Source organism: Catellatospora sp. TT07R-123 (assembly GCF_018327705.1).
In the GTDB taxonomy this organism is placed as follows: Bacteria; Actinomycetota; Actinomycetes; order Mycobacteriales; family Micromonosporaceae; genus Catellatospora.
Window position 1 is genome coordinate 3,124,926 of record NZ_BNEM01000002.1, and the last position, 24,365, is coordinate 3,149,290.

Sequence of the window (24,365 nt, forward strand, 5' to 3'; positions counted from 1 at the left end):
ATCGGTGTCGACGTGCGAAGCCAGGACCAGCTGCGAGACCTCATCGCCGCCATCGTCTCCGCCGCCGATCCGGTGCAGGTCGACCGGGAACGGTGCGATCACGTGTGGACCGATCCGTCCGCCGCCCGGGTCGTGGTGCAGGCACGCGGCGGCGTCATCGAGAACGTGTTCACCGGCCTGGCGGGCACCGCACCCGCCGTGGCCTGCGCCGGAATCCGGCTGATCGACGACCGCACGGCCACTCTGGACCTGCTCGACGAGACCGACGGCGGCCTGATCTGCGCCGTGGCGGCGGAGCTGGAGGACCACTCGCTGCTCCGGCTGGCCGGCGGGCGCCTGGCGCGCGGACAGGTGGTCCTGTCCGTGCTGGCCGACCGGATCGAGGCGCACGCGGACCTGCCGTCATACCAGGCGAAGACCGGCGCGGACCTGGACCGCGGCCACCTGCTCAGCCACGACCTGCGCCCGCCGCCCGCGGCCCCGGCCGGCTGGGCGCCCACCGCGCGGGTCGGCTTCACCGCCACCGTCACCCGGGCCGAGGTGCGCACCAACTCGCTGACCGGCCTGCCGTTCCACTGGCTGCGGGTCCGCGCCCGGCCCGGCATCGAGCTCGACCTCGCCGCGGGCAGCGCCGGACTGGCCGGCCCGCCCGTCCCGGGCAGCGTCGTCAACGGCCTCGGCGTGCTCACCGGGCGGCTCAACCTGCACCCCGGCGACCTGCCCCGCCGGCCGGGACCGGCCCGCGCGCTGCTGCGCCGGATCCGCCACCGGATCACGCTGCGCCAGCCGCGGCGTCCCGACGGCTGACAGACAGCGAGGGACCTGCCTCACCATGCAGAAGCAGGTCCCGTCTGTCACCCACAAGGTCGTGCCCCGTTCGGGTGCGCCGTGCGAGCACTTCGTGAGCCTCGACGCGGACAACCCTCGGACAACGCCAGTGACGTCCGATGGCGACATCATCACAGCCGGTCCGCCCTGCCGCCATAGCCGACCGTGCATGTCTGGCCGTGCGGGCGGCCGCATCGCTCAGCGGCGCTCGGCCGCCAGCCGCATCCCCAGGTGGCTGCTGGGATGAAAGCCCAGCTCGCGGTAGAGCGGCGCGCCGTCGTCGGTCGCCCGCAGGTCGACACTGGCCACCCCGTGCGCGGCGAACCACTCCAGCAGCGCGGCCAGGCAGGCCCGGGACAGGCCGCGGCGGCGGTATGCCTCGTCGGTCACCACGTTGAAGACGTACCCGCTGCGCCCGCTCGGATCCCACGGGCCGCCCAGCCGCACGTCGATCGCGCCGACCGCGCACGCGGCCAGCCCCGGGCCGTCCGGCCGGTCCGCCACGTACGCCGCGAAGTCGCCGTCGGGGTCGGCGAGCAGCCGCCGCGCGTGGGCGGCCACCTGCTCCTGCCACGGGCCGTCCGGCACCGGCTCGCCCGCCATGGCACCGAGCATCACCGTCCGCAGCCGCACCAGCTCGGCCGCGTCGGCGGCCACCGCCCGCCTCACCCCGATCACGTACGCGGACGCTACCCGAGCCGCCGCCCGCCTGCCGCCCCGGCGAGCAGGCCGCCCGGCACGCGGTATCGTCACCGCGTGCGCGCACCCCGGCATCGACGTACGTTGGCCCCGCGCGGGCTCGACGAGCCGCATCCGACCAGGCTGAGCGAGGACCACCCGCAGCGCGAGGAGGTCCTGCGCCGCCACGGCGAGGCGCTGTCGACCGGGCACCCGGGGTATCTCGACCCGGCCAACGGGCTGTTCGTGCTGAGCGCCGCCTTCCTGGCCAAACGCGGCTTCTGCTGCGACCGGGGCTGCCGCCACTGCCCGTACGTGGACTGACGGGGCGGCGCGGGCGCGGGCCGCGCTGGCAGAATGCGGGGCATGCCGAGCATCGAAGTCGTTCACGGTGACATCACCGAGGCCCAGGTGGATGCGATCGTGACCGCCGCCAACGAGTCGCTGCTCGGCGGGGGCGGCGTCGACGGCGCGATCCACCGCGCCGCGGGGCCGGGCCTGGCGCGGGCGGGCGGCCGCATCGGCCCGTGCGAGCCGGGCGACGCCATGGCCACCCCGGCGTTCGACCTGGACCCGCCGGTCCGCCACGTGATCCACACCGTCGGCCCGGTCTGGGAGGGCGGCGAGTACGGCGAGGACGAGACCCTCGCCTCCTGCTACCGCCGCAGCCTGGCCGTCGCCGACGAGCTCGGCGCCCGCAGCGTCGCCTTCCCCGCCATCGCCACGGGGCTGTACGGCTTCCCGCCCGAGCGCGCCGCCCGCATCGCCGTGGCCACCCTGCGCGCCACCCCGACCGAGGTGGCCGAGATCCGCCTGGTCGCGTTCGACCGCGAGACCTACGACCTGCTCACCGCCGCGCTGGGCTGATCGGCCCGAACGGTCGGGGGGCGGTCATACGCTGGCGGCATGTCGCGCGATGCCGGGGCCAGGAACAGCCGGAGGGTGCCGGTCGAGCTGCTGGCGCACCTGCGCCGCTCGCGCGACCACATCGACCGGCACTACGCCGAGCCGCTGGCGCTGGACGCGCTGGCCCGGGTGGCCGGGGTGTCGAAGTTCCACTTCGTGCGCAGCTTCGAGGCGACCTACGGCGAGACCCCGATCCGCTACCTGACCCGGCGCCGGATCGAGCGGGCTCAGGACCTGCTGCGCAGCGCGAACCTGACCGTGACCGAGATCTGCATGATGGTCGGCTTCGCCAGCCTGGGCTCGTTCTCGTCGCGGTTCGCGCAGCTCACCGGCGAGACGCCGACGGCCTACCGGGACCGGTGGGCGGCGCGGGGCGGCCCGCACGTGCCGGGCTGCTACCTGTTCATGCGCGGGGTGGTGGATCTGGCGGGCACCACGGGCCGGCCCAACGCGCCCGGCGCAATCTCGGAGAAGCAAGGCTGCTGAGCTGGAGCTTAGGGTCATCCACATGATCACTAACATTTCACTGGTCACGGTGTACTGCCTCGACCAGGACAAGGCGCGCGACTTCTACGTGGATGTGCTGGGGTTCGTCGCGCGCACCGACGTCACCATGGGCGAGGACTTCCGCTGGGTGACCCTGAGCCACCCGAGCCAGCCGGAGCTGGAGGTCACCCTGATGCTGCCCGGCCCGCCGCTGGACGCCGAGGCGGCCGGCTTCGTCCGCCGCCAGCTGGAGCAGGGCAAGATGGGCGGGCTCGGCCTGCGCGTCGACGACTGCCGCCGCACGTACACCGAGCTGGCCGCCAAGGGCGTGACGTTCCTCCAGGAGCCCGCCGACCGCCCGTACGGCGTCGAGGCGGTCATGCGCGACAACTCCGGCAACTGGCTCGTCCTGGTCGAACCCCGCGACTTCACCCCCGACGACCTCGCCTGACCGCCCGGGGAGAATCTCGCGGGGGTATGTCGAGACGGTGCGGGCGGCTCCGACCCACTCTCGAAGGCGGCCGACCGGGCCGCGCTCGGTGAAGGAGTCCGGCGATGAAGTACCTGCTGATCATCCACATGAACCCGGCCAACTGGGAGGCCCTGCCCGCCGACGTCCGCGAGGAGGTCATGGCGGGCCACGGCGAGTTCATCAAGGAGCTGACCGCCAGCGGCGAGCTGCTGGGATTCGCCGCGCTGGCCGACCCGTCGCAGACCCGGACCGTGCGGGTGCGCGAGGGCGAGCCGGCCGTCACCGACGGGCCGTACCTGGAGGCCAAGGAGTGGCTGGCGGGCTACTACGCGATCGAGACCGAGACCCCGGAGCGGGCGTACGAGCTGGCCGGGCAGATCCCGGACGCGCGGTACTTCGCGATCGAGGTGCGCCCGGTGATGAACTACTCCGGGATGGAGATGTGACCGGTGCCCGCATCGAGGACCTGCTGCGCGACCTCGCGCCGCAGGTCCTCGGGGTGCTGGTGCGCCGCCACGGCGGCTTCGCCGAGTGCGAGGACGCGGTGCAGGAGGCGCTGCTGGCCGCCGCGACCCAGTGGCCCGGGCAGGGCCTGCCCGACCACCCCCGGGCGTGGCTGGTCACGGTCGCCACCCGGCGGCTGACCGACCAGTTGCGCAGCGACACGGCCCGCCGCCGCCGCGAGGAGTCGGCGTACGCGGCGACGCCCGCCGACGAGCTGTTCGCCCCGGCACCCGGCGAGCGGACCGGACCCGCCGCCGATGACACGCTGATCCTGCTGCTGCTGTGCTGCCATCCGGCCCTGACGGCCCCGTCCCAGGTGGCGCTCACGCTGCGCGCGGTCGGCGGCCTGTCCACCGCCGAGATCGCGCACGCGTTCCTGGTGCCGCAGGCGTCGATGGCGCAGCGGATCAGCCGGGCCAAGCAGCGGATCAGGGCCACCGGCGCCGTGTTCGCGGCGCCGCCGCCCGGCGAGCTGCCCGAGCGCATGAGCGCCGTGCTGCACGTGCTGTACCTGATCTTCAACGAGGGCTACACGGCCAGCTCCGGCCCGTGCCTTCAGCGCACCGAGCTCACCGCCGAGGCGATCCGGCTGGCCCGCGAGCTGCGGCGGCTGCGCCCCGGCGACGGCGAGGTGGCCGGGCTGCTGGCGCTGATGCTGCTCACCGACGCGCGCCGGGCCGCCCGCACCGGACCGGACGGCGAGCTGGTCCCGCTGGCCGACCAGGACCGCAGCCGCTGGCAGACGATGGCGATCGCCGAGGGCGTCGAGCTGATCACGGACACGCTGCGGCGGGCGGAGCTGGGGCCGTACCAGTTGCAGGCCGCGATAGCGGCGGTGCACGCCGAGGCCGCCACGACCGCCGACACCGACTGGCGCCAGATCCTGTCGCTGTACCGGGTGCTGTCGCGCCTGTTCCCCAACCCGATGGTGACGCTGAACCAGGCGGTCGCCGAGGCGATGGTGCACGGCCCGCGGGCGGGGCTGGCGCTGCTGGGCACGCTGGACGCCGACGAGCGCCTGGCCCGCCACCACCGGCTGTACGCCGTCCGCGCCCACCTGCTGGAGCTGGCCGGGGACCGGGACGCGGCCCGCGAGCAGTACCGCCGCGCCGCCCGCGCCACCACCAGCGTGCCCGAGCAGCGCTACCTGGAGTCGCGCGCCGTCCGCCGGTGAACGCAGGAAGGGCGCCCACCTGACGCACCGCGTCACGTAAGCGCCCTTCCCACCAGCCCCCACGGCCGTCTCTATGCCCCGTCCCCCGGCTCGGAGTAGCGGGCGAAGTCGAAGTCTGCTGCCATGGTGCCACCGGTCAGGTCGTGCGCCCACAGGCCGACGAACGCCCCGGTGAAGCCCCAGACGTGGTAGACGCCCTCGGCGTCCACCTCGGCCGCGTGCTCGTCGGACAGCATCCGCGCGTCCAGGGTCGCGCCCAGCGGCCGCCACGCCGACGGCTCCTGGGCGTACGCGAACCGCAGCTGCTGCCCGCCGTCGAACTCGACCCGCAGCAGCACCGGCCCGTCCCCGGGCACCGGCACCGGCTCGTGCGCCGGCCGGTGCAGCCGCCCCCGGTCGCAGGCCAGCAGCTCCAGGCTCCGCCCGACCCCCTCCCGCCAGGTCAGGTACGCGTAGTACCAGTTGCGGGTGTTGTAGAACGCGGTGATCCCGGCCAGCTGCTGCACGTTGCGCGGGTCGGCCTGCACGGAGGCGGTGAACTCGCACCGCCCGGCGGTGACCCGCCGCGCGACCAGGCTCTGGTCGACCTTCGACGACGGCGACCGGCCGCCGCGCAGCCGCAGGTGCCCCGGCCGCTCGTGCAGCGACCCCCAGTCCGGCCCGAACGGCCGCCGCAGCGTGGCCCAGTGCGGGCCGAGTGCGGCGTCGTCGAAGTCGTCGGTCTCGGCCTGCGCCGGCCACGGGTGGGCGGGCAGGTCCGGCGCCGGGATCTCCAACCGGGGCCGTGCCCCCTCGACGCGCGGCCAGCCGTCCGCGGTCCAGGTCACCGGCGCGAACGCGGTCTCCCGGCCCAGGATGCACTCGTCGCGCTCGCCCAGCGGCCGCCCGACCAGGAAGGCCAGGTACCACTGCCCGGCCGGGGTGTCGACGAGGCTGCCGTGGCCCGCCTTCTGCAACGGCAGTGCCGGGTCGTCGGCGGTCAGCAGCGGCGTGACCGGGTCCACCTCGTACGGCCCGAGCAGCGTGCGGGACCGGGCGACGGTCACCTGGTGCCCCCAGGACGTGCCGCCCTCGGCGGTGACCAGCACGTACCAGCCGTCGCGGCGGTAGAGGTGCGGCCCCTCGGTGAAGTTGGCGCCCGTCCCGCCGAAGATGTTCACCGGCTCGCCGAGCAGCTTGCCGGTGCCCCGGTCGAACTCCTGCGCGATGATCCCGGCCGACCAGTGGTGCCCCGGCCGCCAGTCGAGGTCGTTGCTGAGCAGCCAGCTGCGCCCGTCGGCGTCGTGGAACAGCGACGGGTCGAACCCCCGCGCGTGCAGCGGCACCGGGTCCGACCACGGCCCCTCGATCGAGGTCGCGGTCACCACGTAGTTCGGCACGTCCCAGAAGCCGCCCGCGTAGCTGGCGACGTTGGTGTAGACCAGGTAGAACACCCCGTCGGCGTACGACAGGCAGGGCGCCCACACGCCGCCGGAGTCGGGGGTGCCGGTCAGGTCGAGCAGCCGGCCGGAGTCGAGCACGCCGCCCAGCGGCCGCCAGTGGACCAGGTCGCGTGAGTGGTGCAGGCGCACCCCGGGCATCCACTCGAACGTCGACGTGGCCAGGTAGTAGTCCTCGCCCACGCGCAGCAGCGACGGGTCGGGGTGGAAGCCGGGCAGCACCGGATTGCGGATCATCCCTTCACCGCACCGGCCATGATGCCGCCGACGATCTGGCGGGCCAGCAGCAGGAACACGCCGAGCACCGGCAGCACGCCGAGCAGCGCGCCGGTCAGCATCAGCGCGTAGTCGGTGTAGTAGCCGCTGGCCAGCACCGACAGCGCCACCTGCACGGTGGGGTTCTCCGGGTTGAGCACGACCAGGGGCCAGAAGAAGTCGTTCCAGGCGCCCATGAACATGAACAGGCCCAGCACGGCCGCGGCCGGGCGGATCGCGGGCAACGCGACGTGCCAGTACACCCGCACCAGCGAGCAGCCGTCGACGAACGCCGCCTCGACCAGCTCCTTGGGCACCGCCTCCTCGACGGCCTGGCGCATCCAGAACACGCCGAACGCCGACACCAGCGCGGGCACGATCAGCGCCTGGAGGTGGCCGGTCCAGCCGAGGTCGGTGGTGAGCAGGTAGAGCGGGATGATGCCGAGCTGGGTCGGCACCATCATGGTGCCGATGACGGTCACCAGCAGCGCGTTGCGGCCGCGGAACTTCAGCCGGGCGAAGGCGAACCCGGCCATCGACGCGAACAGCACGTTGCCGACGGCGACGGTGGTGGCGACGATCGCGGAGTTGGTCAGGGCCAGCCCGAACTCGGAGCTGTCGAAGACCCGGCTGATGTTGTCGAACAGGTTGCCGCCGGGCACCAGCGGCGGCGTGGCCTCGCCGATGGCGCTGTTGTCGGAGCTGGCGACGACGAAGGTCCAGTAGAGCGGGAACGCCGACGCGGCGATGATCGCCGTCAGCAGCAGGTAGACGAAGGGCCGAAGGCGGCCGGTGCGCAGACCGGTCGACGGCGCCCCGGTGCGCCGGCGGTGCGTCTGGGGGATGGCGGTGGTCGTCATGGCGGCCTCCTCAGCGGCTCGCGACGGCGCGCCGTACCAGCGCGAAGTTGACCAGGGCGATGATGGCGACCACCAGGAACAGCACCCACGCGATCGTCGCGGCGTAGCCGGCGTCGAACAGGGTGAAGCCCTTCTCGTAGAGGTACATGGTGATCGTCTGGTACTGCCGGTCGGAGCCGCCGGTGCCGGTCGAGGCGCCCTTGGACTCGAACAGCAGCGGCTCGGCGAACAGCTGGAGGCCGCCGATGGTGGACACGACCGTGGTGAACAGGATCGTCGGGCGGATCATCGGCACGGTGACGGTCCAGAAGGCGCGCCAGTTGCTGGCGCCGTCCAGGCGGGCCGACTCGTACAGGTCGTTGGGGACGGCCTGCATCGCGGCCAGGTAGATCAGCGCGTTGTAGCCGGTCCAGCGCCAGGTCACGATGAGCGCGATGGCCAGGTGCGAGGACCACACGCTGGCGGGCCAGTCGATCGGGTCGACGCCGACCAGTCCGAGCAGCCAGTTGACGATGCCGAAGTCGCGGCCGAACACCTGCGCGAACACCAGCGCCACGGCGACCACCGACACCACGTTCGGCACCAGCACGCCCGCGCGCCAGAAGGTGCGCCCGCGCAGCTTGGTGTTGAGCAGCGCGGCCAGGAACAGGGCCAGGATCAGCTGCGGCACGGTCGAGATGACGAACAGGCTGAGCGTGTTGCCCAGCGCGTTCCAGAAGTCGGGGTCGGTGAACAGCTCGCGGTAGTTGTCCAGGCCGGTCCAGTCGCCGGCCCCGTTGATCAGGTGCCAGTTGTGCAGCGACATCCACAGCGTCATGAGCAGCGGGTACGCGCCGAACACGGCGAACACGGCGAAGAAGGGTGCGACGAACAGGTATGGCGTGAGATGCCGGTCGAGACGCCCGCGCATGTCGGCTCCTGTGAGGGATTTCGGGAGGTGGACGAGGGCGGCACGGCGTGGCGGGGCCACGCCGTGCCGCCCGGGGATCACTTGGCGAGGGCCTTGGCGGCCTCGGACACGGCCTGCGCCCAGGCGTCGGCGGGGTTCTGCTTGCCCTGCTCGACGCGGGCCAGCGCCCGGCCGAAGACCGGCCGCACGTCGGCGTCGCGGGTGCCGCGGTAGTTCGGCTGGAGCGACTCACCCGACTTGGCGTAGATCTCACCCACCGGCGCGTTGGTGAAGTACTCGTTCTTGAAACCGAGCACGGCCGGGTTCTTCAGGGTCTCCGGCTGCGAGGGCAGGCTGCCCACGTTCTGGAAGATCTTGGCCTCGGAGTCCGGCGAGGTGAGGAACTTCGCCAGCTCGTACGCCTCCTTGGGGTGCTTGCCCTGCTTGGGGACGGTCAGGAACGACCCGCCCCAGTTGCCGCCGCCACCGGGGATCTTGGCGATGTCCCACTTGCCGGCGTTCTCCGGGCCGGAGCCGTCCTTGATCAGGCCGAGCATCCAGCTCGGGCACGGCAGCGTGGCGAAGGTGCCCTGCTTGAAGCCGACGGTCCACTGCTGGCTGAACGGGTCGAGCTTGGCCGACATGCCCGGGTTCGCGGCCGCGGCCGCCACCTTGTCGAACGCGTTCTTCACGTTCGCGTTGGTGTCGCCGACGTACGCGTCGGCGGTGTCGAAGTACGCGAACGGCACCTGGTTCAGCATCGCGGTGTAGATGTTGCCGACGCCGTCGAACCACTTGGCCTTGGTGCCGGCGGCGGTGAACCGGTTGCCGACCGAGAAGTAGTCGTCCCAGCTGGTCCACAGCGCCGAGACCTCGTCGCGGGTGGTCGGCAGGCCGGCCGCCTTGAACAGGTCGGAGCGGTAGCACAGGGCCAGGCCGCCCATGTCGGTGCCCAGGCCCATCACGAAGTTGCCGTTGTCGGCCAGGCTCTGCTGCCACTTCCAGGGCAGCCACTGCGCCGAGAGGTCCTTGGCGCCGTAGTCGGCCAGGTTGTAGAACTTGTCCTTAGACTGGCGGAACTGGGGCAGGTAGCCCTCCTCGACCGCCTCGATGTCGGCGGTGCCCGCGCCCGCACCCAGGCGCGTGGCGAGCTGCTTGTGGTGCTGGTCGAACTCGGTGACCCGGGTCTTGACCTCGATGTTCGGGTGGCTGGCCAGGTACTCCTTGATCAGCGGCTCGTAGCCGAAGTCGCTGAAGGTGGCCACGGTGAGGGTGATCTTGTCACCGCTCTTGCCGTCGTCGGTGCTGCTGCAGCCGGTCACCGCGAGCGCGGCGACCACGAGCCCGGCCGCCAGGCACGCGCCCTTGCGGGCGAAGGCGCTGGACATGCGTTCCTCCTCGATGAACGGGCCCGCGGGGGCCCGGGAGTGGATGTCACGTGGGAAGAGCGCCGCGCTGCGGTCAGCCCGGGGGCTTCGGTGGCGGCGCGGTGACAGCAAACTAGGGGCGACCGAAACCTGGAAGAAACAAGTTTCGAAACTGATGGGGCGAACGGCCGAGGTTCTTGCGAAACTGTCGGGGTGCCAGTGACCCAGCCCGGCCAGGCGAAACCGCGCCCGACCCTGAGCACCATCGCGCGTGAGGCCAACGTCTCGGTGCCGACGGTGTCGAAGGTCCTCAACGGCCACAGCGACATCTCCGCCCAGACCCGACGCCGCATCGAGGCCCTGCTCACCCGGTACGGCTACCAGCGCCCCCGCGCGCCGCGCCGCAAGAGCCAGCGGGGCGATCTGATCGACCTGGTCATCAACGAACTCGACAGCGCCTGGGGTCTGGAGATCCTGACCGGGGTCGAGCAGGTCGCCGAGGCCGCCGGGCTGGGCCTGGTCGTGTCGGCGGTGCACAACCGCGCCAGCCTGACCCGGCGCTGGCTGGAGGGGCTGATCTCGCGCGGCTCGCAGGGCGCGATCCTGGTGCTGTCGGACCTGTCCGACGAGCAGCGCGCCGAGCTGCACCGCCGTACGCTGCCGTTCGTCGTGGTGGACGGGGTCAGCCAGCCGCCGCCGGACGTGCCCAGCGTCGGGGCGACCAACTTCACCGGCGGGTACGCCGCCGCCGATCACCTGATCAGGCTGGGGCACCGCCGCATCGGCGCCATCGGCGGGCCGGAGCAGATGCTGTGCAGCCGGGCCCGGATCGCGGGCTACCGGGCCGCGCTGGAGTCGGCCGGGCTGTCCGCCGACCGCGAGCTGGTCCGATACGGCAACTTCCAGCACGTCGGCGGCCTGCGCGCGGCCCAGCAACTGCTTGCCCTGGCCGAGCCGCCGACGGCGATCTTCGCGGGCAGCGACCAGCAGGCGACCGGCGTCTACGAGGCGGCCCGGCTGACCGGCCGCCAGATCCCCGACGACCTGAGCGTGGTCGGCTTCGACGACCTGCACTACGCGCAGTGGACCGCGCCGCCGCTGACCACGGTGCGCCAGCCGCTGCACGAGATGGGCGTCTCCGCCGCCCGCCTGCTGCTGCGCCTGGTCAACGGCGAGCACCTGGAGGCGCCCCGGATCGAGCTGGCCACCGAGCTGGTGATCCGAAACAGCACCGCGCAACCCCCGGCGAATGTTTCGAAAGTCGGCGACACGACTTCGTAACAGAGCTAGCGTGCCCAGCCATCGACACCTCGGCCGACAGCCTCCGGCTGCCGACCGATCCTTTCGCCCCCTTCGAAAGGCATGGCACACATGGGCATCCCGCTCCCCCGCCGGGGCCTGGCCGCGATCGCATCCGGTGCGGCCGCGGCACTGGCGCTGACCGCCGGGTTGCTGGTCGCGCCGACCGCGGCCAACGCCGCGGTCTCCGGCCGCAACCTCCCGGCCAACGGGCAGATCCGCTTCTTCATGGGCCAGGACAGCACCACGCTGGCCGAGTACAAGTCGCAGGTGCTCGACACCGACACGACGGCGCCGCGTCCCGGCGGCGTGACCCTGTACACCAACATCGTCTTCCCGGACGCCCTGGCCGGCGTCTACACCGGCGTCGACTACGGCTCGGGCCTGGTCGACTTCAACGCCACGCTGGGGCAGTACCCGGGCGCCGCGCTCGCGGTCGGCCTGTACCTGTCCGACACCAAGACCGGCTGCTACAACCAGCCGCTGCGCGCCATCGCGGGCACCGGCGACACCGACGTCGTCTCGCTGACCCCGCAGTACCGGGCCAAGGTCGACGAGCTGGTCACCTGGTTCAAGAACACCGGGCGCGAGGTCTTCCTGCGCATCGGCTACGAGTTCGACGGCCCGTGGAACTGCTACAGCGCCGACTTCTACAAGCAGGCCTTCCGCTACATCAAGGGCCGCATCGACGCCCTCGGCGCCACCAAGGTCGCCACGGTGTGGCAGTCGGCAGCTTGGCCTTTGAACGAACATGTTGATCATCCAGAGTGGAACTACGTCATCACTGCGGCCAACCACTACGACGTGTGGTATCCGGGTGACGACGTGGTCGACTGGGTCGGCATGTCGGCCTTCTACGGCAGCACCTACGCCGCCTACCAGTGGTCCTGCCGGGGCGTGGACACCTCGCCGCGCGCGGTGCAGGACCGGGTGCTGGCCTTCGCCCGCGCCCACAGCAAGCCCGTCATGATCGCCGAGTCGTCGCCGCAGGGCTTCACCACCGGTGCCAAGACGGCCAGCTGCATCCTGAACAAGGCCCCGGCCGCGGTCAGCGCCGACACCATCTGGAACACCTGGTACGCCGACTACTTCGGCTACATCGCCGCCAACGCCGACGTGATCCGGGCCGTCGCCTACATCAACACCAACTGGGACAGCCAGACGATGTGGCAGTGCACCGGCAGCGCGGGCACCGCGGGCTGCGCCAACGGCTACTGGGGCGACTCGCGCATCCAGGCCGACGCGACCGTCAAGTCCCGGTTCCTGGCCGAGCTGCGCAACGCCCGCTGGGTCAACGGCACCGGCGGCGGCACCACGTCCCCGGCCCCGTCCAGCTCCCCGAACCCACCGAGCCCGAGCCCGTCGGCCTCGCCGAGCCCGTCGGCGCAGCCGTCCACGTCACCGTCGCCCAGCCCGTCGCCCAGTCCGTCCCCCAGCCCCACCGGCGGCGGCACCGGCGGCAACCCGTACGGCCTGCTCCAGGCCGAGTCGGCGAACACCCTGTCCAGCGCGACCGTCGTGACCGACGCGAGCGCCAGCGGCGGGGCCAAGGCCCGCGGCAACACCAACAACGCCTCGCTGACCTGGACCAACCTCAACCTCGGCGCGCCCGCCCCGACGCAGCTCAAGTTCCACTACTCGTCGAACCGGGCCACCAACTCGGCGTTCACCATCGAGGTGCACTCGGGCTCCCCGACCGGCCCGGTCATCGCCTCCCCCGGCGTGCTCGGCACCGGCTCGTGGACCACGTACGCCGACCTCACCTACAACCTCAGCAACGCCCCGACCGGCGTGAACAGCATCTCGGTGGTGTTCAAGGCCGGTGACGGCAACCCCGTCGCCGACCTGGACTACGTGACCTTCGTCGGCACGGGCGGCTCGGCCACCACCAGCCCATCGCCGGTCCCGTCGCCGTCCGCCTCCACCGCGAACCCGTCGCCGAGCCCCACCGGCACCGGCGGCACGGGCCAGCGGCTGCTGCTGGCCGGGCAGTCGACCTCCGGGTCGTACGCCGACATGGACAGCGTCGTGGACACCCCCGGCGGCGGCTCGGTCTACTACGAGGTCAAGTCCGGCACCTGGGTCAACACCAACCACCGCGACTACGCCACCCAGCTGGCCCAGCGCGGCCAGGCCATCCAGGTCGGCGTGAGCTGGAAGGACAACCCGCCCGGCTTCACCGGCGGCGACGAGAACGCCAAGGCGGCCCGCTCGCGGGCGGTGACCCAGGAGCTGGCGAACGGGCAGTACGCCTCGCAGTTCACCACCCTGGTCGACTTCATCAGGCAGTATCCGGCGGCGACGTTCTACCTGCGCGTCGACTACGAGGTCAGCAGCTTCTACCACTGCACCGACAGCAGCTGCGCCTCGTACAAGAACGCCTTCAGCAAGATCCGCAGCACCATCGCGAGCCAGGTCCCCGCGGGCAACGTCCGCTTCGTCTACCACCCGGTGCGCGGCGAGTTCGAGGCGCTCTACCCCGGTGACGCGGCCGTCGACTGGGTCGGGGTCTCGATCTTCGCGCACGAGCTGTGCATGCCGATCTACGACAACGGCTACCTGTACAACGGCACCCCGCCGCAGAACTACGACACCAGCACGTCGCAGTGCCGCAACGCGTACATCGCCAAGGACGCCAACGGCAACGACACCGCGGTCTGGACCAGCTTCAACCACGACGGCAACGTGCTCAAGATGATGAAGTTCGCCAAGGACCACGCCAAGCCGATGATCGTGTCGGAGAGCGGGATGATGAACTTCACCGCCGACGGCTCGGACACCTCCGGCCTGGAGCCGGTCGCGGGCAGCCTGTGGATGCAGCGCCTGTTCAGCCTGCTGTCCTACAACGGCCCGATCCCCAACCTGTCCGGCACCTACGACCTGTCCAACGTCATCCAGGCGGTCACCTACATCAACCTGGACTTCCGGTACGGCTGGGACGGCGTCAACGACGGCACCTTCGACTTCCCGGTCAACTCGACCTGGTTCGCCGACGGCCGCCTCACCCAGTACACCAACGCCCGCACCACCTTCTGCGCGGGCCTGACCGGCGGAAACTTCCGCTCCCGCTGCTGACCCCGTCCCCGGCCCCCGGCCTCTCGGCCTCTCGGCCTCCCGGCCTCCCGGCCGATGATCGCCATCTGCGGTCGGAATCCTGCGTCATTGCAAAGGTTCTGACCTCGGACAGCGATCATCGGCCGGGAGGCCGGTCGCTTCTACGGCCGGTCGAGGCGGCCGGACTTCAGGTGCGCCAGGAAGGCGGTCCAGGTCTCGGCCTCGAACACCAGCACCGGCCCGGTGGTGTCCTTGGAGTCGCGCACGCCCACCGCCGCCGCGGTGAGCGCGACCTCCACGCAGTTGTTCTGATGATCGCTGCGGCTGCTCTTGCGCCAGACAGCATGGGACAGCTCAGACACGTCCCGCCTCCAACCCTGTTCAGATTTCCTTGGCCATGTCGCCGATGAATACCCGGGAACCGACGTCGCTCAACGCGGCCGAGCGCAGATGGTTGAAGGCCACCCGGCACCGGTCCACCTCGGACTGCTCCTCCCAGAAGACCGCGCCGACCAGGTTCTCCGTGTGCGCCACCGAGGTGTCCAGCGGATCCGGGAAGTCGAAGACCACGAAGCCGGAACCCATGCCGAAGTGCACCCCGGCCGCGAACGGGATCACCTGCACCGTGACGTTGGGCAGCTCGCCGATCTCCAGCAGGTGGTCCAGCTGGGCCCGCATCACGCCCGCCCCGCCGACCCGGTGCCGCAGCGCCGCCTCGTCGAGGATGAACCACGCGTCGGGCGGGTCGGCGCGGTGCAGCACCTGCTGGCGCGCCATCCTGAGGGCGAGCCTGCGCTGCACCGTCTCGGCATCCAGCGTCGGGCGGACCCCTTCGAAGAGCTCCCGCGCGTACGGCTCCGCCTGTAGCAGGCCGGGCACGAAGTGCGCCTCGTAGTTCTGGATCGAGCTCGCCTCCGCCTCCAGCCCGACGAAGGTCTTCATCGTCTCGGAGACCACGTCGTTGTAGGCGTACCACCAGCCGCGCTGGCGGGCGTCGCGGGCCAGCTGCACCAGCCGGTCGGCCTCGGGGCCGGTCACCCTGTACACGTCCAGCAGCTCGCGCACGTCGCCGGGGCGGATGCCCAGCCGCCCGCTCTCGATCCGGCTGATCCGGCTGCCGGTGCAGCCCAGCTCCCGCCCGACCTCGTCGCAGGTCATCCGGGCCGCCTCGCGCAGGCGGCGCAGCTCGCCGCACAGCCGCCGGCGGCGGACGGTGGGGCTCTTGGCGCTGACCATGGGCATCCCTCCGCACTCCAGTCTCGTGCCGCGACAGTCCAAACCCAAGTCAAATGATCGGCCAACTTCGAATTGGAATGTTGCCAAACCGCACGACGCCAATCAACAATGTGGATGTTCGAGCCGTTCCGCGGTTCGGGGCGGCCAGGACGAACCCCTGCGGCGACTGCTGGCGACGAAGCCGTTGGCGACGCGGGGTAGCGCCGGGATACGGCTCCCGTCGCGCGGCCGGTCGGCGCGGTGCGGGCAAGGGGCACGCATCAGCCCGACCGGCCATCCAGGACAGAGGCCGGCCTTCTCCGCTGTGGGCTCAGGCGAGCAGGGTGCCGAGGGGGACCTCGGGGTCGGTGAGCCGCGCGGGATCGACGGCGTGCCCGCTCCACCCCGCCCGGACCAGGGCCTTCAGGTCGTCCTGGACGTCCCACACGTTGATGTTCATCGCGGCCACCACGCAGCCGCCGCGCAGCCAGAACGCGATGGTCTCCGGGGCCTTGCCGTCCACGACCGCCGGGTCGCCGCGGAACACCACCCGGTCGTAGCCGCCGGGCCCGGCCCAGCCGCAGTACTCCATGCCCAGGTCGTACTGGTCGGTGAAGAAGTACGGGACGGGGTCGTAGGAGACCTCCTGGCCGAGCATCGCCTTCGCCGCGGCCTGCCCGCCGTCGATCGCGTTGGACCAGTGCTCCACGCGCAGCCGGCGGTCCAGCATCGGGTGGTACGAGCTGGCCACGTCGCCGCAGGCGAACACGTCCGGATCGCTGGTGCGCAGCGAGGCGTCCACGACCACGCCGTTGTCGACGGCCAGGCCCGCGTGCTCGGCCAGCTCGGTGCGCGGGCGGATGCCGACCCCGACCGCGACCAGGTCGGTGCCCAGCTCGGTGCCGTCGTCCAGGACCGCGCTGCGGACCCGGCCGTCCAGGGTGCCGAACTCGCGCACCCCGGTGCCGAAGTGGAACTCGACGCCGTTGGCGGCGTGCAGGTCGCGGAACAGGGCGGCCAGCTCGTCGCCGAGCACCCGGCGCAGCGGCGCGCTGTCGTTCTCCACCACGGCGACCGGGCAGCCGTGCCGGCGCGCGGCGGCGGCCACCTCCAGCCCGATCCAGCCCGCCCCGACCACCAGCACCTGCGGCGGCGGGTCGGCGGTGAACGCGGCACGCAGCGTGTCGGACTCGCCCATGCTGCGCAGGTACAGCACGCCGTCCTCGTCGCCGCCCGGGGTGTCCAGGGTGCGCACGACCGAACCGGTGGCCAGCAGCAGCCGGTCGTAGCGGAGCTGCTCGCCGCCGTCGAGGGTCACCGTGTGCGCCTGCGGGTGCAGGGCCGCCACCCGGCGGCCGGTCATCAGCTCGATGCGCTGCTCGTCGTACCAGGCGGGTTCGTGGACGTACGCCTGCTCGCGCGGGGCGTCGCCGAGCAGGTAGCCCTTGGACAGCGGCGGCCGCTCGTACGGCGGCTCGTGCTCCTGCCCGATCAGCAGCACCCGGCCCGTGAAACCCTCGGTCCGCAGCGCCTCGGCCGCCTTGGCCCCGGCCAGCGAGGCGCCGACGATGACGAATACCCGCTCGTCCGCTGTCATGCTCTCCAGCCTGACGCACCGGAGCCCGACGGGCCACCCGAACACGTGCTCTCCGGCCGGCGCCGCGACGGGAACACGGCGGGCACCGGCGGGCAAGAAGGGGTATGAATGTGCTGACCGATGCCGGGCCGCCCGAGGTGGCGCAGGCACCGCCCGACCCCGACGACATCGGGGCGGTGTTCGACCGGTATGCCCGGGACCTGCTGCGCTACGCCACCCGACGGGTCGGCGAGCAGGCGGCTGAGGACGTGGTCGCCCAGACGTTCCTCACCGCGTACGAGCAGCGGCACCGCTTCGACCCCGACCGGGGTGAGCTGCTGCCCTGGCTGTACGGCATCTGCACCAACCTGCTGCGCCGCCAGCGCCGCACCGAGCTGCGCCACCTGCGCGCCCTGGCCGCCGCCGCGGGCGCGCACCCCGAGCACGTGGACGGTCCCGACGCCCGCGGCTCCGAACGGGTCGACGCGCAGCGCTCGGTGGCCCGGGTGGCCCACGCGCTGGCGGCCCTGCCCCGGCGCCAGCGCGACGTGCTGCTGCTGTTCGCCGTCGCCGAACTGGAGTACGCCGAGATCGCCGCCGCGCTCGGCATCCCGCTGGGATCGGTGCAGTCCGCGCTGCACCGGGCCCGTACCCGCATCAAGAAGGCTCTCGCCGCCGGAGGCACCCGATGAACCGCACCGACCCCGACCTGACCGCCGTGCGCGACCTGCCGCCCGGCCTTGCCGAGCCCACCGACGCCTCGGTCACCCGCACCTGGTACCTGCTGTCGGCCCGGCAGACCGCCGCGCAGGGCGGCAGCCGCCGCCCGCTGCTGCGGCTGCTGGTGCCGATCGCCGCCGCCGCGCTCGTCGGCGTGGTGACCATCAGCGCGATCAACTGGACCAGCGGCGGCGGCGCCGACTTCGCCGCGCCGCAGATCGACCTGATCAGCGCCTCCCACCAGCCGCTACCCACCGAGCACGCCACGCATGAGCCCAGCCTGACCCGGACCACCCCGGAGGCGGTCGCGGCCCTGGAGGCGCTGGCCCACACCGCCGAGCAGAGCACCGCCGTGGTCACGCTCAGCCCCGGCCAGCTCATCCACGTCGACACCGCGGGCTGGGCCGCCCGGCTCAGCGGCGGCTCGGGCAGCGTCACCTACCAGCCGCGCAGCGTATGGCTCGACCCGGCAGGCATGATCACGCTCAAGCTGCTGGCGGGCGACCGGGATCTCGACGCCGGATCGCGCAGCAACGCCGAGGCCGAGCGCGCGCAGGAGCGGCAGCTCCTGGCCGAGCACGGGCCGAGCCTGGCCCAGCCGACCCCGCAGTGGCTGGCGTCGCTGCCCACCGACCCGGCCCAGCTGCTGGCCCGCCTGCGCGCCGAGACGGAGGTCGGCAAGGCGTGGACCGTCGACCACCAGCTCTGGGACAACCTGTCGCAGTTCTACTCCGAGTGCGACATCCTGCTCAGCCCGCAGCTGCGGGCGGCGCTGCTGCGGGCGTTCACCGGGATGGACGGGCTGACCGCCGGGGAGGTCTACCTCGACGGCACCCGCCTGATCGCCATCCGCCAGACCGACCAGGACACGGGGTACGAGATCCTATTCGACCCGGTCACCGCGTGGGCGGTGGGCCGCCGCACGGTCGTGGGCCCCGGCACCGTGGCCCTGACCGCGCCGGACTCCGGCCCGGCCTTCGACCCCCTGGTCAACTACCACGCCACCTGGACCCAGACGATCGTCCCGGACACCGACTCCCACTGACTCCCGCCCCAGATCGCCGGCTCAGGTCGCTCGGCCGCGGTGCGGCGCCGTCCCCACTCCGCCCCTTGATAGACGTTGGCCCATGACGATGGTCTCACGTAGATCATCTTCGACGTCATAGGCCAACGTCTATTCAAACGGGGTGGGGCGGGGTGGGGCGGGGTGGGGCGGGGGCGGGGTTGAGGTGGGGGTGGGGTGGAGCGGCGGGGTGGTGCCGTGTGGATGGTGTTGGTTCGCGAGACACTCGGGGTGGAGGTGGCGATGACCGGGTTTGAGGGGTATCTGCGGGGCGAGGTCGTGGCGGACTACGCCGACGGGCTGATCGACCGGCGGGAGGCGCTGCGGCGGCTGGGCCTGCTCGGGGTCGGCGTCGCGGTGGCGGCGCCCCTGCTGGCCGCGTGCGACGCCCAGCGGGGCGCGGCGGGCGATCCCGGCCCCGCCGCGGTGAGCGCGACCCCCGTGGCCGCGCCGACCGCGTCGCCAGCCGGGCCGTCGCCGCTGCCCACGCAGGAGGTCACGTTCGCCGGACCGGACGGCCGGCAGCTCAAGGGCGCCTGGGCCGCCGCCGCGCGGCCGCAGGGGACGGTCCTGGTGATCCACGAGAACAAGGGCCTGACCCCGCACATCGCCTCGGTGGCCGGGCGACTGGCGGCCAGCGGGTTCTCCGCGCTGGCGATCGACCTGCTGTCCGAGGAGGGCGGCACCGCGTCGTTCACCGACCCGGCCCAGGCGACGGCGGCGCTCAACGCCGCACCGATGGAGCGCAAGCTCGGCGACCTCAAAGCGGGCGTCACCGAGCTGCTGCGGCGCGAGCCGGGGCGCAAGCCCGGCGCGGTCGGGTTCTGCTTCGGCGGCGGGATGGTGTGGTCGCTGCTGGCCTCCGGCGAGCCCAGGCTGTACGCGGCGGCGCCGTTCTACGGCCCGTTCCCGGAGGGCGCGGACCTGGCCGGGTCGCCGCACGCGGCGGTGCTCGCGGTGTACGGCGAGCGCGACGCCCGCGTCAACGCCACCCGCGACCAGGCCGAGCAGGCGCTGCGCGCGGCGGGACTGACCCACCGGGTGGTCACCTACCCGGGCGCCGACCACGCGTTCTTCAACGACACCGGGCCGCGCTACGACCCGGCGGCCGCGGCGCAGGCGTACACGCAGCTCATCGGCTGGTTCACCGAGCACCTGGGCGGCTGACTCAGCCGGTGGGGCGGATGTCGAAGCCGGTCAGGCCCTCGACGGGCTCGTCGTGGACGTCGACGCGGTCGACGATGGCCAGTTCAGGGCCGACCCGGGTCCAGCCCACCAGGTCGGCGACCGCCTCGGCCGGGCCCTCGAACACCGCCTCGACGCTGCGATCCGGCCGGTTGCGCACCCAGCCCGCCACCCCGGCGGCCCGCGCCACGCGCCGGCAGGTGTCACGGTAGTAGACGCCCTGCACCTCACCGGTGATCACAACGCGTTTACGGATCATGTGCAGACCGTAGACTGGGCGGCATGGCCCGGTCCAACGAGGTGGTCGCGTCGCTGCTACAGGAGTACGCGGACCTGATCTCGATCACCGGCGGGGACGCGTTCCGGGCCCGGACGTACGAGAAGGCGGCGCGCGGCGTCGCCGGGCACGGCGCCGACCTGTCCACCCTCGACGCCAAGGGGCTGGCGCAGATCCCCGGCGTGGGGAAGTCCATCGCCGACAAGATCATCGAGTATCGCGCCGACGGCCGCATCACCGCCCTGGAGGAGCTGCGCGCGAAGGTCCCCGCGGGCGTACGCGAGCTGATGGACATCCCGGGCCTCGGCCCCGCCAAGGCGATGGCGCTGCACCGGGAGCTGGGCGTGGACTCGGTGGACGAGCTGCTGCACGCCATCGACGCCGGGCGGCTGTCCGGCCTGCGCGGCTTCGGCGCCAAGACGGCCGAGAACATCCGCCACGGCGTCGACGTGCTGCGCCGGGGCGCGGGGCGGGTGCTGATCTCGACCGCGCTGGAGACCGCCGAGCAGGTGGTGGCGGCCCTGCGCGAGGTGCCCGGCTGCGTGGACTGCACGTACGCGGGTTCGCTGCGGCGGCACCGCGACAGCATCGGCGACGTCGACATCCTGGCCGCGGCGGTCGGCAGCGCCCCGCTGATGGCGGCGTTCGCGCAGCTGCCGCTGGTCGGCGAGGTGATCGCGAGCGGCCCGACGAAGACCTCGATCCGCACCGCGGGCGGCCTCCAGGTGGATCTGCGGGTGGTGCCGCCGGACTCGTGGGGCGCGGCGCTCCAGTACTTCACCGGTTCCAAGGCGCACAACATCCGGGTCCGCGAGCTGGCCGTCCGCAAGGGCTTCAAACTCTCCGAGTACGGCCTGTTCCGCGCCGAGGACGACACGCTGATCGTGTCGCGGACCGAGGAGGAGGTCTACCAGCAGCTCGGCCTGCCCTGGATCCCGCCGACGCTGCGCGAGGACCGGGGCGAGGTGGCCGCCGCCCGCGCGGGCACGCTGCCGGAGCTGGTCACCGAGGCCGACATCAAGGGCGACCTGCACACCCACACCGACCTCACCGACGGCGTGTCGACGCTGGCGCAGATGCTGGCGACGGCCCGCGAGCGCGGCTACCGCTACTACGCGGTCACCGACCACGCCAAGAACATGCCGATGCAGCGGATGACCGACGCCAAGATGCTGGCCCAGCGCCGCAAGCTGCGCGAACTCGGCGACCAGGGCCGGATGGCGCTGCTGCACGGCACGGAGCTGAACATCGACCCGGACGGGGCGGTGGACTGGGACGCCGACTTCCTGGCCGGGTTCGACGTCTGCGTCGCCTCGGTGCACTCGCACTTCACGCAGACCCCGGCGGAGCTGACGGCGCGGTTCGTGGCGGCGTGCCGGAACCCGTACGTCAACATCATCGGCCACCCGACCACCCGCCAGATCGGCCGCCGCCCCGCGATCGAGCCGGACTGGGACGCCGTCTTCGACGCCGCGGCCGACACCGGCACCGCAATGGAGGTCAACTCGTTCCCGGACCGGCTGGACCTGGACGACGAGCTGATCTGGCGGGCCCGCGCCAAGGGCGTGAAGTTCGCCGTCGACTCCGACGCCCACTCCACCGTGCACCTGGCCAACCTGCGCTTCGGCATCGGCATCGCCCAGCGCGGCTGGCTCACCCCCGCCGACGTCATCAACACCTGGCCCCTGACCCGCCTGCGCAAGTTCATCGCCGACAAACGCCGCAAACTAGCCTGATCCACCCCCCGGCACCCCAACATCGCCCACCCCGGCCGCCCCGGCCGCCCCGATTTTCATAGACGCTGGCCTATTACGTCGACTGATTCGAGATCGAACTCGATGAGATAGGCCAACGTCTGTGGAAAGCGGGTGGCCGGGGCGGGGCATCGGCGGCGCGGGGCTGGATAGGATCGGCGTGTCGATGTGAGCCGAGTTCAGGGTGGGCTGATCATGGTGGAGAACGCGCCCCGCAAGTCGCCGGTGCCGGTGTGGGCCTACGTGGTCGGCGCGCTGGTGCTGCTGCTGTGCCTGTGCGGGGTCGCCGGCGTGATCGGCTTCGTGGCCCTGCGGGACAAGGCCGAGCACGGCGCCTCCGCCACCGGCACCCCGGGCGGCGGTGACCCGGCGGTGCCGTGGCAGGAGCAGCTCGCCGGGATCAGCGGGGTGCAGGCGTACACGCCGGGCGCGCTGTCGCGCAAGCACGTGGCCGAGGACGCCGCCACCTACCCGCAGTCGCCGCCGGTGGGCGGTGACCACGCCGACGTGTGGCAGAACTGCCAGGGCACGGTCTACTCGGCGCCGCTGCCGAACGCGCGGGCGGTGCACAGCCTGGAGCACGGCGCGGTGTGGATCGCCTACCGGCCGGACCTGGACGCGGCGCAGGTGAAGAAGCTGTCGGACCGGGTCGCCGGGCACGACTACATGCTGATGAGCCCATACCCGGGCCTGGACGCGGCGGTGTCGGTGCAGGCCTGGGGCTACCAGCTCAAGGTCGACTCGGTCGACGACCCGCGCATCGACGCGTTCGTCACCGCGGCGCGCATCAACGCCGGTCCCGAGCCGGGCGCCCCGTGCGCGGGCGGCACCACCGAGACGGGACCGCTCAAGTGAGCGGCGCGGCCCGCGACATCACCCTGTACGGCACCCCCGTGCTCCACCGGCCCACCGCCCTGGTGACCGGGTTCGGCCCCGAACTGCACGCGCTGATCGCCGACATGTTCGCCAGCATGTACGCCGCCAACGGCGTGGGCCTGGCCGCCAACCAGATCGGCGTCGACGCGCGCGTGTTCGTGATGGACTGCCCCGACAGCGAGGGCGGCGCCAACCTGGTGGCGCACGTGGTCAACCCGGTGCTGGAGCTGCCCGAGCCGCCGCACGCGCTGCTGCTCCGGGCCGAGGGCTGCCTGTCGGTGCCCGGCCAGCGCGCCGAACTGTCCCGGGCCGGCACTGCGGTGGTCACCGGATTCGACATGCACGGCGAGCCGGTGCGCATCGAGGGGGCCGGATTGATCGCCCGCTGCCTTCAACACGAATGCGACCATCTCGACGGAACAGTCTATGTGGACAGATTGCCCACTAAAGAACGCGAGAAGATGCTGGCCGCGGCCGGTCTGCCCCATTCCTGACCACCTGTCGATGATCTATCCTTGACAGTTTTCCGCCAACCTGAATAGATGTATTTCTTGTTAACGCAGGTTCAGGGGGCCCTGCGGCAGACGATTCACATCATTCGGAACCGAAGCGGAGCCTGCCTTGCTGCGTGCGTATTTCGCCCGCCACAAGTCCGCGTCCACCTGGGCGCGGACCATCCTGCACGAGGCGGCGTTCGCGCTGAACCTCGACATCGTGACGATCCACGTGCCGGAGCAGTGGGCGCCGTACCCCAGCGTCGGCGACTACGTCCGCGCCACGAAGCCCGACATCCTGATCATGACGAACGCGATGCCGGAGTGGGTGGACACGCTGCCCGAGATGCGGGCGTTCCACCTGATCCGCGACCCGCGCGACATCGTCGTGTCCGGCTACTTCAGCCACCTCAACAGCCACCCCGAGGTGGTCGGCGGCATCCCGTGGCCGGAGCTGGTCGAGCACCGGCGCAACCTGCGCACGCTCGACCAGGCCGGCGGCATGCTCGCCGAGATCGAGTTCAGCTCGATGTTCCTGGACCCGATGGCGGGCTGGAACTACCAGCGCCCCGGCGTGCTGGAGACCCGGATGGAGGACATCACCTCCGACCCGGTGAAGATGTGGTCCAACATCCTCGGCCACCTGGAACTGCTCACCCCGGACGGCTCCGGCGAGGAGAAGGCCCGGATGGCGGCGGTGCGGTGGAATCTCGCCGCCCGGCGCGGCGCGCCGAAGCTGATGTCGTACCCCCGGACGGTCCTGCCCCGCATCCCGCTCCAGCGCCTGCCCGGAGCGTATGTGGCCGACACCAACGCGCGCTTCTCCTTCGCCAAGCTGGCCAAGGGGCGCGAGCGCGGCCAGGAGGACGTGCACAGCCACTACCGCCGCGGGGTGGCCGGCGACTGGCGCAACCACCTCAACGACGACCACCTCGCCGCGTTCCGCAAGCGCTACGGCGACCTGGTCGAGCGCCTCGGCTACGAGTGGTGAACC

At 72.1% G+C, this 24,365-nt stretch carries 25 protein-coding genes; 16 read left to right on the plus strand and 9 right to left on the minus strand.

The annotated features are described in order from the left end of the window. The first annotated feature begins 12 nt into the window (after positions 1-12). Entirely contained in the window at positions 13-807 is a 795-nt protein-coding gene (locus Cs7R123_RS33670; RefSeq protein WP_212832581.1) for a hypothetical protein, read from the plus strand. Positions 808-1,026: 219 nt separating this feature from the next. Here the strand turns inward: Cs7R123_RS33670 and Cs7R123_RS33675 are convergent, their stop codons facing one another. Continuing rightward, positions 1,027-1,506, minus strand: a complete 480-nt coding sequence (locus Cs7R123_RS33675; protein WP_244872313.1) for a GNAT family N-acetyltransferase — start codon at positions 1,504-1,506, stop codon at positions 1,027-1,029. 78 nt (positions 1,507-1,584) lie between these two features. Here Cs7R123_RS33675 and Cs7R123_RS33680 point away from each other — a divergent pair, with 78 nt between their 5' ends. From Cs7R123_RS33680 to Cs7R123_RS33705, 6 genes are all read left to right on the plus strand, one after another. Then, positions 1,585-1,830, plus strand: a complete 246-nt coding sequence (locus tag Cs7R123_RS33680; protein WP_244872314.1) for a DUF5522 domain-containing protein — start codon at positions 1,585-1,587, stop codon at positions 1,828-1,830. 42 nt (positions 1,831-1,872) lie between these two features. Further along, positions 1,873-2,373, plus strand: coding sequence for an O-acetyl-ADP-ribose deacetylase (locus tag Cs7R123_RS33685; RefSeq protein WP_212832582.1), 501 nt, complete (start codon positions 1,873-1,875; stop codon positions 2,371-2,373). 39 nt (positions 2,374-2,412) lie between these two features. Continuing rightward, complete coding sequence (locus Cs7R123_RS33690) at positions 2,413-2,898, plus strand: helix-turn-helix transcriptional regulator (RefSeq protein ID WP_212832583.1); 486 nt, start codon at positions 2,413-2,415, stop codon at positions 2,896-2,898. 22 nt (positions 2,899-2,920) lie between these two features. Further along, positions 2,921-3,349: a VOC family protein gene (locus tag Cs7R123_RS33695; protein WP_212832584.1), complete on the plus strand. Its 429-nt coding sequence runs from the start codon at positions 2,921-2,923 to the stop codon at positions 3,347-3,349. Positions 3,350-3,453: 104 nt separating this feature from the next. Beyond that, entirely contained in the window at positions 3,454-3,816 is a 363-nt protein-coding gene (locus Cs7R123_RS33700; protein ID WP_212832585.1) for a YciI family protein, read from the plus strand. Next, a complete protein-coding gene (locus Cs7R123_RS33705) occupies positions 3,813-5,048 on the plus strand; it encodes an RNA polymerase sigma factor (RefSeq protein ID WP_212832586.1) in 1,236 nt (411 codons plus the stop codon). The genes Cs7R123_RS33700 and Cs7R123_RS33705 overlap by 4 nt, the downstream gene beginning before the upstream one ends. A 71-nt stretch (positions 5,049-5,119) precedes the next feature. Here Cs7R123_RS33705 and Cs7R123_RS40930 read toward each other — a convergent pair whose 3' ends face one another. From Cs7R123_RS40930 to Cs7R123_RS33725, 4 genes are all read right to left on the minus strand, one after another. Beyond that, positions 5,120-6,724 (minus strand): glycoside hydrolase family 43 protein, encoded by a 1,605-nt coding sequence (locus tag Cs7R123_RS40930; RefSeq protein ID WP_212832587.1) that lies wholly within the window; start codon positions 6,722-6,724, stop codon positions 5,120-5,122. Further along, positions 6,721-7,602 carry a carbohydrate ABC transporter permease gene (locus Cs7R123_RS33715; protein ID WP_212832588.1) on the minus strand — a complete coding sequence of 294 codons (882 nt, stop codon included), beginning with the start codon at positions 7,600-7,602 and terminating at the stop codon, positions 6,721-6,723. Before Cs7R123_RS33715 ends, Cs7R123_RS40930 begins: the two co-directional genes overlap by 4 nt. 10 nt (positions 7,603-7,612) lie before the next feature. Continuing rightward, positions 7,613-8,512: a carbohydrate ABC transporter permease gene (locus Cs7R123_RS33720; protein WP_212832590.1), complete on the minus strand. Its 900-nt coding sequence runs from the start codon at positions 8,510-8,512 to the stop codon at positions 7,613-7,615. 77 nt (positions 8,513-8,589) lie between these two features. Continuing rightward, positions 8,590-9,879 (minus strand): extracellular solute-binding protein, encoded by a 1,290-nt coding sequence (locus Cs7R123_RS33725; protein WP_212832592.1) that lies wholly within the window; start codon positions 9,877-9,879, stop codon positions 8,590-8,592. 192 nt (positions 9,880-10,071) lie between these two features. On the opposite strand from Cs7R123_RS33725, the gene Cs7R123_RS33730 reads away from it, so the two are divergent. Beyond that, entirely contained in the window at positions 10,072-11,139 is a 1,068-nt protein-coding gene (locus tag Cs7R123_RS33730) for a LacI family DNA-binding transcriptional regulator (protein WP_244872315.1), read from the plus strand. A 90-nt stretch (positions 11,140-11,229) separates the two neighbouring features. Beyond that, positions 11,230-14,232, plus strand: coding sequence for a carbohydrate-binding protein (locus Cs7R123_RS33735; protein WP_212832594.1), 3,003 nt, complete (start codon positions 11,230-11,232; stop codon positions 14,230-14,232). Positions 14,233-14,372: 140 nt separating this feature from the next. Here Cs7R123_RS33735 and Cs7R123_RS33740 read toward each other — a convergent pair whose 3' ends face one another. The 3 genes from Cs7R123_RS33740 to Cs7R123_RS33750 all read right to left on the minus strand — a co-directional run bounded on the left by Cs7R123_RS33740 (position 14,373) and on the right by Cs7R123_RS33750 (position 17,023). Then, positions 14,373-14,573 (minus strand): DUF397 domain-containing protein, encoded by a 201-nt coding sequence (locus Cs7R123_RS33740; RefSeq protein ID WP_212832596.1) that lies wholly within the window; start codon positions 14,571-14,573, stop codon positions 14,373-14,375. A gap of 19 nt (positions 14,574-14,592) precedes the next feature. Next, the gene (locus Cs7R123_RS33745; RefSeq protein ID WP_212832598.1) at positions 14,593-15,447 is read right to left on the minus strand and encodes a helix-turn-helix transcriptional regulator; all 855 of its coding nucleotides are present in this window, start codon (positions 15,445-15,447) and stop codon (positions 14,593-14,595) included. 310 nt (positions 15,448-15,757) lie between these two features. After that, positions 15,758-17,023: an NAD(P)/FAD-dependent oxidoreductase gene (locus tag Cs7R123_RS33750; protein ID WP_212832600.1), complete on the minus strand. Its 1,266-nt coding sequence runs from the start codon at positions 17,021-17,023 to the stop codon at positions 15,758-15,760. Positions 17,024-17,127: 104 nt separating this feature from the next. Here Cs7R123_RS33750 and Cs7R123_RS33755 point away from each other — a divergent pair, with 104 nt between their 5' ends. The 3 genes from Cs7R123_RS33755 (at position 17,128) to Cs7R123_RS33765 (ending at position 19,952) form a co-directional block, all read left to right on the plus strand. Then, the gene (locus Cs7R123_RS33755; protein ID WP_212832602.1) at positions 17,128-17,694 is read left to right on the plus strand and encodes an RNA polymerase sigma factor; all 567 of its coding nucleotides are present in this window, start codon (positions 17,128-17,130) and stop codon (positions 17,692-17,694) included. Next, the gene (locus Cs7R123_RS33760; protein WP_212832604.1) at positions 17,691-18,767 is read left to right on the plus strand and encodes a hypothetical protein; all 1,077 of its coding nucleotides are present in this window, start codon (positions 17,691-17,693) and stop codon (positions 18,765-18,767) included. The genes Cs7R123_RS33755 and Cs7R123_RS33760 overlap by 4 nt, the downstream gene beginning before the upstream one ends. A gap of 261 nt (positions 18,768-19,028) precedes the next feature. Next, positions 19,029-19,952 carry a dienelactone hydrolase family protein gene (locus Cs7R123_RS33765; RefSeq protein ID WP_212832606.1) on the plus strand — a complete coding sequence of 308 codons (924 nt, stop codon included), beginning with the start codon at positions 19,029-19,031 and terminating at the stop codon, positions 19,950-19,952. A 1-nt stretch (position 19,953) separates the two neighbouring features. Here Cs7R123_RS33765 and Cs7R123_RS33770 read toward each other — a convergent pair whose 3' ends face one another. After that, the gene (locus tag Cs7R123_RS33770; RefSeq protein WP_212832608.1) at positions 19,954-20,229 is read right to left on the minus strand and encodes an acylphosphatase; all 276 of its coding nucleotides are present in this window, start codon (positions 20,227-20,229) and stop codon (positions 19,954-19,956) included. A gap of 23 nt (positions 20,230-20,252) precedes the next feature. Here Cs7R123_RS33770 and polX point away from each other — a divergent pair, with 23 nt between their 5' ends. The 4 genes from polX (at position 20,253) to Cs7R123_RS33790 (ending at position 24,362) form a co-directional block, all read left to right on the plus strand. Then, positions 20,253-21,983, plus strand: coding sequence for a DNA polymerase/3'-5' exonuclease PolX (polX, locus tag Cs7R123_RS33775; RefSeq protein ID WP_212832610.1), 1,731 nt, complete (start codon positions 20,253-20,255; stop codon positions 21,981-21,983). 213 nt (positions 21,984-22,196) lie between these two features. Then, complete coding sequence (locus tag Cs7R123_RS33780; protein ID WP_212832612.1) at positions 22,197-22,856, plus strand: DUF3105 domain-containing protein; 660 nt, start codon at positions 22,197-22,199, stop codon at positions 22,854-22,856. Then, positions 22,853-23,371: a peptide deformylase gene (gene def / locus Cs7R123_RS33785; RefSeq protein ID WP_212832614.1), complete on the plus strand. Its 519-nt coding sequence runs from the start codon at positions 22,853-22,855 to the stop codon at positions 23,369-23,371. The genes Cs7R123_RS33780 and def overlap by 4 nt, the downstream gene beginning before the upstream one ends. A gap of 127 nt (positions 23,372-23,498) precedes the next feature. Beyond that, positions 23,499-24,362 (plus strand): sulfotransferase domain-containing protein, encoded by an 864-nt coding sequence (locus Cs7R123_RS33790; protein ID WP_212832616.1) that lies wholly within the window; start codon positions 23,499-23,501, stop codon positions 24,360-24,362. Positions 24,363-24,365: the final 3 nt, after the last annotated feature.